This window comes from Azovibrio sp., assembly GCF_049658005.1.
Classification (GTDB): domain Bacteria; phylum Pseudomonadota; class Gammaproteobacteria; order Burkholderiales; family Rhodocyclaceae; genus Azovibrio.
In genome coordinates, this window is the sequence record NZ_JBASOH010000126.1 from 21,538 (window position 1) to 30,440 (window position 8,903).

The 8,903-nt window shown below is 59.7% G+C and carries 9 protein-coding genes; all 9 read right to left on the reverse strand.

Annotation, left to right across the window (positions count from 1 at the left end):
- Positions 1 to 5: 5 nt before the first annotated feature.
- Positions 6 to 2,225, reverse strand: coding sequence for a flagellar hook-associated protein FlgK (gene flgK / locus WBH99_RS12195; RefSeq protein ID WP_424220369.1), 2,220 nt, complete (start codon positions 2,223 to 2,225; stop codon positions 6 to 8).
- 59 nt (positions 2,226 to 2,284) lie between these two features.
- On the reverse strand, positions 2,285 to 3,232 hold the full coding sequence (flgJ, locus tag WBH99_RS12200) for a flagellar assembly peptidoglycan hydrolase FlgJ (protein ID WP_424220370.1): 948 nt from the start codon (positions 3,230 to 3,232) through the stop codon (positions 2,285 to 2,287).
- Complete coding sequence (locus WBH99_RS12205) at positions 3,232 to 4,335, reverse strand: flagellar basal body P-ring protein FlgI (RefSeq protein ID WP_424220371.1); 1,104 nt, start codon at positions 4,333 to 4,335, stop codon at positions 3,232 to 3,234. The genes flgJ and WBH99_RS12205 overlap by 1 nt, the downstream gene beginning before the upstream one ends.
- Positions 4,336 to 4,349: 14 nt before the next feature.
- Positions 4,350 to 5,024 (reverse strand): flagellar basal body L-ring protein FlgH, encoded by a 675-nt coding sequence (locus WBH99_RS12210; protein WP_424220372.1) that lies wholly within the window; start codon positions 5,022 to 5,024, stop codon positions 4,350 to 4,352.
- 11 nt (positions 5,025 to 5,035) lie between these two features.
- Positions 5,036 to 5,818 (reverse strand): flagellar basal-body rod protein FlgG, encoded by a 783-nt coding sequence (flgG, locus tag WBH99_RS12215; RefSeq protein WP_424220373.1) that lies wholly within the window; start codon positions 5,816 to 5,818, stop codon positions 5,036 to 5,038.
- A 14-nt stretch (positions 5,819 to 5,832) separates the two neighbouring features.
- The gene (locus WBH99_RS12220; protein WP_424220374.1) at positions 5,833 to 6,576 is read right to left on the reverse strand and encodes a flagellar basal body rod protein FlgF; all 744 of its coding nucleotides are present in this window, start codon (positions 6,574 to 6,576) and stop codon (positions 5,833 to 5,835) included.
- 24 nt (positions 6,577 to 6,600) lie between these two features.
- Entirely contained in the window at positions 6,601 to 7,965 is a 1,365-nt protein-coding gene (gene flgE, locus WBH99_RS12225) for a flagellar hook protein FlgE (protein WP_424220375.1), read from the reverse strand.
- Positions 7,966 to 7,987: 22 nt separating this feature from the next.
- Positions 7,988 to 8,650, reverse strand: a complete 663-nt coding sequence (locus tag WBH99_RS12230; protein WP_424220376.1) for a flagellar hook assembly protein FlgD — start codon at positions 8,648 to 8,650, stop codon at positions 7,988 to 7,990.
- 14 nt (positions 8,651 to 8,664) lie between these two features.
- The coding region (gene flgC / locus WBH99_RS12235; protein WP_424220377.1) for a flagellar basal body rod protein FlgC at positions 8,665 to 8,903 on the reverse strand (239 nt) is incomplete at its 5' end.

Here is an 8,903-nt window from a genome sequence, read left to right on the forward strand (position 1 = left end):
CTCTCCTAAGCAGCAATGCTGAGCAGGGTATCGAACAAAGTGGAAGCCGTGCTCATCATTTTCGCGGCGGCCTGATAAGCCTGCTGGTACTTGATCAAATTGACGGCTTCTTCATTCAGATTGACACCAGAAACAGCGTCCCGTGCCGCGATGGCCTGTTCCAGCACCGTGGCCTGGGCCTCGCCATCCACCTGGGCGACCTTGGTCTTGGTGCCAATATCGCTCACCAGCTGGGCATAGGAAACCTGGAAGGTGGAAACCCCCTTGCTGGCATCGCCGTTCATGGTACTGGCGGTCTGCAAGGCGCCGATCCTGACAATGTTGCGGGCATCGGCGATACCCCCAACATTGGCGGCCAGGGTGAATTGGTCGCCATCCGAAGGGATGCCACTGATGTTGAACTCGAAACCATTGGCGCTAATTTTGGCTCCGGGGGTGTAAGGCACCGAGTCGGTTGGCGCTGTAATCGTGTAATCCGTGCCATCCACATTGACCGTCATCCCGGCGGCGAAGCCGCTCAGGGAGGTGGTCCCGGAATCATAAGTCAGGGTCAAAGGCAGGGTGGTCTGGATCAAAGGCAGGCCGAATTGATCACCGTCCGAAGGTGTGCCATTGAAGTGGAAGGAAAAACCATTGCTAAAGCTGATCATGCCCCCGCTGGGGTAAGGTACTGAGTCAGTTGGCGCTGTAATCGTGTAATCCGTGCCATCCACATTGACCGTCATCCCGACGGTAAAGCCGCTAAGGGTACCGGGGGCGGGGGCTGCTGTATAAGTCAGGGGAGTCTCGTAGGAATCGCCAGTGACCTGACCAGACGTAATCCGCCCGGTTCCGGTATTGGTGGAGACGGCATCGGTTCGGACCGGACTCGCAGCGGCAATCTTGCGCACATCGGCAGCAATATCCTGATTCACCGCAATGTTGCGCGCCCCTTCACGCGTCGGCTGCAGCAGGTAAGTATCACCGGCAGCATGGCCAGGATTCATATTGAGCGTCAAACCATCGAAGCTGTAGGAAGGTCCCGCTACGCCGCCCGGAGGAGTAATGAACTCATCGTCACTCAAACGCTTGACGGTGAAATTCCCGCCGGCGATAAAACGAACTTCGTAATCGCTGCTGGCCAGCTGGGTATAGTAATTCCCTTCGCTGGAGATCTGCGGGGCGTCAAAGGTAAAGCTGGCAATACTGCCGGTCCCGGTATTGTTGGTGTTTGCAACCGCCTTGGGGTCGCTGATATTGAAAATCCGGGCGACAAAATCGGTGTCTCCCCACACATTACCCAGCAGATCCTGCCCCAACTGCTGCTGGGCATTGACCGTCAGGGCCAGGCTGGCAGCCATCTGCCCCAGCGTGCTGGTCGCCTGATCCAGTGCCTGGTTACGGAAGGACAGTACGCCACCGAGTTTGCCGCCATCCAGATAGTTTTCCGGCAATTCAGCGCCACTACCCTGCTGGGCAATGACATAGCGTTCCGGGTCGCGGGCCGAAGGACGTACTTCCAGCGCCACCACCTGATTACCGACCACCAGTTGCTGCCCCATGCCGGCAAAAACATTGAGGGCGCCCTGGGAATCCTGGACGGTGGTGACGCGGACCAGTTTATTGAGTTCAACGACCATCTGGTCACGCTGATCGAGCAGATCATTGGGGGTATGCCGCCCGGCAGTGCTCAATGCGACGATCTTTTCATTGAACAGGGCAATCTGCTTGCTGTAACTGTTGACCAGCCCAACCGTATCCCGGATCTGGGTATTCGTTTCTTCATGCAGTTCGGCGAGGCGATTTTCGAGCGTCTGGAAGCGCGTCACCAGCGCTTGGGCCGAGCTGACCATCGACTGGCGTGCCGATACCAGACCGGGATTGGCGGCAACATCCTGAACGCCCTGAAAGAACCCGGCCATGACCGGCGAGATGCCCGAGGTGGAATCGGCCAGCAGGTTGTCGATGCGGGCGATCATGCTGTGATAGGTATCGAGCTGGCTCGATTTGCTCTGGGCGGAATCGACCTGGCTTTGCAGCACGGCGCTGTAGCTGCGCACGACCGTTGCGACATGTGCGCCCTGACCGATGGCACCCGCGCCGGTCATCATGGCCACATTGGTCGCCTGAACGGTCGATTGCCGGCTGAAGCCGGCCGTGTTGGCATTGGAAATATTGTGCTGGGTGGTTGCCAGGCCCAATTGGGCCGCATTCAATGCCGTTACACCCGTACTCAAGAGGCTCATGATTCATCTCCGGTTCTTGCCGTTTGTTTACGGCGGTGGCGGGGATATGTTTAGCCTGATTATCCGATCAAGGCTTGCCGGAGTGTGGGTCCGTTGATGATGCTGGCCAGTTTCCCGGCGTATCCTGGATCAGTGGCATAGCCCGCCTGCTGCAATCTACGAGCAAACTCCGTGCCATCCTGAGACCCGATGACGCTCCCATAACGCGGATTATTGCGCAGCAGTTGCGCGTAATCCTGAAAGGATTCGGCGTAGGAACCATAGGCCCTGAAGCTCTCCTTCATCTTCACCGGCTGGCCATCGACATATTCGGTGGTGGTGATTTCCGTCGTCTTGCCCTGCCAGTTCTTGCCGGCCTTGATCCCGAACAGGTTGAAGGAGGGGCTGCCATCCGCGTTGCGGATATCGCGCTTGCCCCAGCCGCTTTCGAGCGCGGCATGGGCCACCAGAAATTGCGGAGGAATGCCGGTACTGCGGCTGGCCTCCACCGCATGCGGCCAGACCTGATCAACGAATTCCCGGGTCGTCTGCGGGGCGGCGCTCTGCGCCGCGCTTTGCTCCATCAGCGCATTCCCCGCCGGCACCGCAGGCCGCACCGCGGCCGGCAAGCCCGGCCCCGCGCCGATGCCGCCCGGCCGGGCAAGCGGCAAGTCGCTGAGCTCCAAAGCGGAAATACTTGCCGGTGGCGACGCCGCCATTCCCATCTGCTGCGACAGTTGCTGCTCCAGCAATCCGGCCAGGCCAAGGCTGCCGCTCCGGGATAGATCCTTGGCCACCTGCTGATCGAGCATGCCGGTGAAGAACCGGCTGGAATCGCTGTCCATCAGGCTATCCTGGCTGGTGGTCGCGCGCATGGATTTCATGACCATCTGCAAAAACAGGGCCTCGAATTCCTGCGCGGCAGACTTGACGCCCGCCTGGGGGTCGGTCTTGAACTGGGCGCGCAGATCCTGGGCCCCCTTGACGTCCATCGCCAGCCCCGGGCTACCTGCCGTCTTGATGGCCATCAGATGATCTCCAGATCAGCGCGTAGCGCCCCTGCCGCCTTCATGGCTTGCAAAATGGCGAGCAGATCCTGCGGGTTGGCCCCCAGGGAATTCAAGGCCTTGACCACATCGGCGAGATTGGTGCCCGCCTTGATGTTGAGCAGATTGGTGCCGCCCTCCTGCACCAGCCGGACATTGGCTTGATTGCTCCCATCCACTTGTTGGTCATTACTGATGATGACCGAAAGGTTGCCGTGGGAAATGGCACAGGCGTCAATGGTGACCTGCTGGTTCATCACCACCGAGCCGGTACGGGGATTCATGACCACCTTGGCCTGGGAACGGGTCGGCACTACCTCGATGTTCTCCAGGCGGCCCATGAAAGCGACCCGGGCATCCGGATATTCAGGTGCGATGACACGGATCTGGCGGCCATCCACGGCTTGTGCCACCCCGGCCCCCATCTGCCGGTTGATCGCTTCGACCACCCGCCGGGCCATTTCAAAATCCGCTTTCTCGAGTTCATACACCACATGGGGTCCCTGGCCGATGGTGGTGGGGACCGCCCGCTCCACCGTTGCCCCGCCGGGAATGCGCCCGGCCGAGAGGTGATTGATCTGCACCCTGGCACCCGGCGCGGCGGCGCCGGCGCCGCCGACCACCAGGCTGCCCTGGGCCATGGCATAGGTCTGGCCATCGGCACCCTTGAGGGGGGTCATCAACAAGGTGCCGCCGCGCAGACTCTTGGCATTGCCCATGGAGGACACGGTGACGTCGATGCTCTGCCCGGGCCGGGCAAAGGGCGGATGGTTGGCGGTGACCATCACGGCCGCCACGTTCTTCAACTGGATGCTCCTGATTTGATCCTGGGGAACATTCACCCCCATCTGGGAGAGCATGTTGATCACGGACTGGGAGGTGAAAGGGGTCTGGGTGGTCTGGTCGCCGCTATTATCCAGACCGACCACCAGACCATAGCCAACCAGCTGGTTGTCACGCACACCTTGAACCGACGCCAGTTCCTTGATGCGCTCGGCACGGGCCGGCAAGGTCCAGACTGACAGGGTGCAAAGAGCGGCCAGAATGGCCACCTTCCCCCGTGAATATTTGCTCAGACTTGCCATGATGCACTCCCTTATCAAAACGGAAGAGCCGTAAGGAAGAAACGTGCCAGCCAGCCCATGACCTGGGCTTCGCTGATGTAGCCGGCACTCTTGTATTCGATGCGGGCATCGGCGATCCGGCTCGAATCGACGCTCTCGGAGCGGATATCGAGCGGATTGACCACGCCCGAGAGCCGGATGAACTCCTGCTGATGGCCGATGGAGACCTGCTTTTCGCCGGACACGAGCAGATTGCCATTGGGCAGCACCTCGATCACGGTCACGGTAATGATGCCTTGAAAGACATTGTTGTTGTTCACATCGCCACTGCCGCTGAAGATATTGTCGCTTTTGGCCGCGGCATTGAGGCCAGTCGCCCGGTTCAGGGGATTGACGTTGAAGGGGGGCACGTTGAGGGCATCGATCTTGGCGTTCACTTCGGCGGAGCGGCTGGCATTGCTCTCGGCTTCGGCCGAGGCGCGGTTGTTTTCCCGGATATTCACGGTGAGGATGTCGCCCACGTAACGGGCGCGCCGGTCCTCGAACAGGGGCCGGGCCGAATAGGCCTGAAAGATGCCTCCGCTGGCGGCGGCCCCCCGGTCCTGGTAGGTCGGACGCACGGTCATGGGCTGATGCACGCTGGTGGGCGGCGTGGAGACACAGCCTGCCATGAGGGCGGCCAGCGTCAGGAGGACGGTCAAGACTTTCATGATCGCCTCGCTCACATCTGGGTCAGACGCGCCAGCATCTGGTCGGAAGTGCTGACCACCTTGGAATTGAGCTCATAGGCGCGCTGGGCTTCGATCATGGTCACCAGTTCCTCGGCCACATCGACGTTGGCGGTTTCCACATAGTTCTGCTTGAGCGCCCCCGCCCCGTTCAGGCCCGGCGTATTCGGCGTCGCGGTGCCGCTCGATCCCGTTTCCAGGAAGAGATTGTCACCCATGCTGTAGAGGCCGCCCGGATTGACGAAGGTGGCCACCTGGATCGTCCCCAGCGGCACCGGCGCCGGATTTGCCGCCTCGGTCATGGTGACGGTGCCGTCACTGCCGATGGTGACCGACAGCGCGGTAGTGGGAATGTTGATGTTGGGCTGCAGGGGATAGCCTTCCGGCGTGACGATATCGCCCTGGTTGTTTTTCTGAAAGGAGCCCGCCCGGGTGTAGGCCGAGGTGCCATCGGGCAGCAGGATCTGAAAGAAGCCATTGCCGTTGATGGCGACATCGAGGGCGTTCTGGGTGAATTTGAGGTTGCCCTGGGTGAAGATCCGGGCCGTGGACACCGGCTGCACCCCGGTCCCGAGTTGCAGGCCGTTGGAGACCTGGGTCTGCTGGGAAGACTGGGCGCCGGGCTGGCGGATCACCTGATAGAGCAGGTCGTTGAACACGGCGCGGGACTTCTTGAAGCCATCGGTGCTGACATTGGCGAGATTGTTGGCCACCACATCGATGTTGGTCTGCTGGGCATTAAGACCGGTGCGGGCAATCCAGAGTGAGCGAATCATGAGGGTTCTCCTTCTTAGCTGCTCAAGGCGAGCAATTGATCCGCCTGGCGGGCATTCTGGTCGGCGGTCTGGAGCAGCTTGATCTGCATTTCGAACTGGCGGGAAAGGCTGATGAGATTGACCATGGCCTCGGCTGCATTGACATTGCTGCCCTCCAGATTGCCGGAGGCCAGCCGCACATTTTCGTCTGCCGGCACAATGCCGCCGCCCCGCAGACGAAAGAGACCATCCTCGCCCCGTATCAGTTCGGTCTCGGGCGGGTTGGTGAGCTTGATGCGCCCCAGCACGTTGACCATGTTGGGCGTCCCGTAAGTCGGGATGGCGCTCACCGTGCCATCGCCACCGATGCTGACATTGTTGTCCGGCGGGATGCTGATGGGGCCGCCATCGCCGGCGACGATGTAACCGCTCTTGGTCTGCAACACCCCATTGACATTGATCTCCAATGCCCCGGCGCGGGTATAGGCTTCACCGCCATCCGGCGTCTGCACGGCAATCCAGCCCTGGCCATCGACCGCCACATCAAAGGGGTTGTCAGTACGCAGGATGGGCCCTTCATCAAAAACATCCTGGATCGACGCATCGACGACGAAGGCCCGGCTCGGCATCGCCTCGGACAGTACCGGTACCGCTTGGAAACGGTGCATCTGGGCCTTGAAGCCGACAGTGCTGGCATTGGCCAGATTATTCGCCACGCCAGCCTGCTGCATGAAGGCATTTTTTGCCCCCGTCATAGCGGTATAGATCAAGCGGTCCATATCAATCCCCTCCCTTTAGCTGCCTTAACGCAGGTTCACCATGGTTTGCAGGATTTGGTCCTGGGTCTTGATGGACTGGGCATTCGCCTGGTAGTTGCGCTGCATGGTGATCATGTTCACCAGTTCCTGGGTCAGGTCGATGTTGGACTCTTCCACCGCACCGGATTGCAGAAGACCTTTTGTCCCGGCACCGGGAGCCCCGATGAGAGGCTGGCCCGAGGCATTGGTTTCAACCCAGAGGTTATTGCCCACATTCTGCAAGCCGTTGGGGTTACGGAATTCCGCCAGAATCACCTGGCCCATGATCTTGGTCTGGCCGTTACTGTAGTTGCCCTGGACAAAGCCCTGTTCATCCACCGTTACGCGAGTCAGCATCCCGGCGCCGTAGCCGTCCTGGACAATTTCCCGGGTATCGTTGGGACTGCCGTACTGGGTGGACTCGCCCATGTCCAGATTGATCGTCACAGCCGGATCGAACCATTCCAGATCCGTGGTCAGATCAACCGGCGCCCCCGTTTCGATATCCGTGCTCTGGGTCATGTCCAGCGGGAAACGGTAGTCGCTGGGCAAGCCTTGAATCACGCCGTTGGGCTGGAAAACCAGCTCGGGGGGATTGGTCGTATCCGTCAACATGTACTTGTTGTCGAGGGCGGTATAAACCGCCCAGGTCCGGGCACCGGGACCGGTGTCCTCCTGGCGGACATAGTAGTTCGTCAGGGTGTGGGCCGCCCCGGACTGGTCATACACGGTCGCCGAGGTGGAGTAGTTGTACATACCGGTACTAAAGGTCGAATCCCAGGCAAATGGAGTCAGGGGCGTCCAGTTGGGATCCGTAACGTTGACTGCCTTCTTATCCCGGTTATCCAGGTTCACCGACAGCTTCAGGCCGCTGTTGGCCGGATCAACGGTTGATGACCACCCGGTCTGCTTCGGTGGAATCCCGCCTGTCCCCAGGGTGATGGGCTGAACGCTGGCCGTATCCACCGTGGTTCCGTCATAGGACATGTAGCCGGTCAGGATGGAGCCGTTGGAATTCACGATGAGGCCGTTCTTGTCCAGGTGGAACTGGCCGTTGCGGGTGTAATAACCGCTTTGGTCCGCCTGGCTCATTTGCACCCGAAAGAAACCATTCCCGTTGATGGCAATGTCCAGGGGATTGTTACTGACCGTGATGTTGCCCTGGGTAAAGGTCTGCTGGACAGCCCCCAGCTTCACGCCGATCCCCACCTGGGCAGAACTGCCACCGCTCAAGGCGCTGGCGAACAGGTCGGAAAAATGTGCCTGCGCGCCCTTGAAACCGACTGTCGCAGCATTTGCAATGTTGTTGCTAACTACATCCAGCGCCTTGGCAGATGCATTGAGGCCGCTCAGCCCTTGTTGGAATGCCATGGTCGTCTCCTAGCTTGATCTGTTAGAACACCTGTTTCACTGCATCGAGTTCCACATTGCCAAGACCGGCAATTTCGAGCATGAAACCATCCTTGCCACGACTCAATGCAGAGACCATGCCAGCTTGCAGGGAAGTGGAATTCACCAACTCGCCCCCCAGGGAAGCTGCCACCTTTATGCGGTATTCCCCTTCCGGCAACATTTCCCCATCCGCCCCCTTGCCATCCCAGACAAAAGCGAAAGAACCGGCATCCTGCTGACCCAGATTCTGACGAGCCACTTCCGTGCCGTCCGGCTTGGTAATCACCACCTCAACCGTATCGGCAGGCCCATCAAGCTCGATCCCGGCCAACGCACCATTCTCCGTCAGCACCAGATCATCACCGGGGACCAGAACATTCTTGCCGATCAAATTTGCCGCCTGCAGGGACAAGGACTCGCCGTAGCTGCCCAACAGGGTCTGCATCGTCTTGTTCAAGCCTTCCAGGCCCGACACCATGTTCATCTGGGCCAGCTGAGAGGTCATCTCGGCGTTTTCCATGGGATTCAGGGGGTCCTGGTTCTGCAGCTGCGCCAGGAACAGGGTCATGAAGCGATCCTCCATATCCTTGGCGGCACTTGGAGAGGTATTGGAAGTGGAGGCTGCACGATTGGCAGTATTGATGTTGTCGATTACCGAAGCCATGATTCTTCTCCTAGTTACTGTTGGCCGATCTGCAAGGTACGCATCAGCATTTGTTTGGCGGTATTCATGACTTCCACATTGCTTTGATAAGACCGGGAAGCAGAAATCATGTTCACCATCTCCTCCACCGGATCCACGTTGGACATGCTCACGTAACCTTTTTCATCCGCCAGCGGATTATGGGGGTCATAAGTCATACGCGCCGGGGCCGCACTTTCCACGATTTGGGTCACCCGGACGCCCTGGGAAGCCT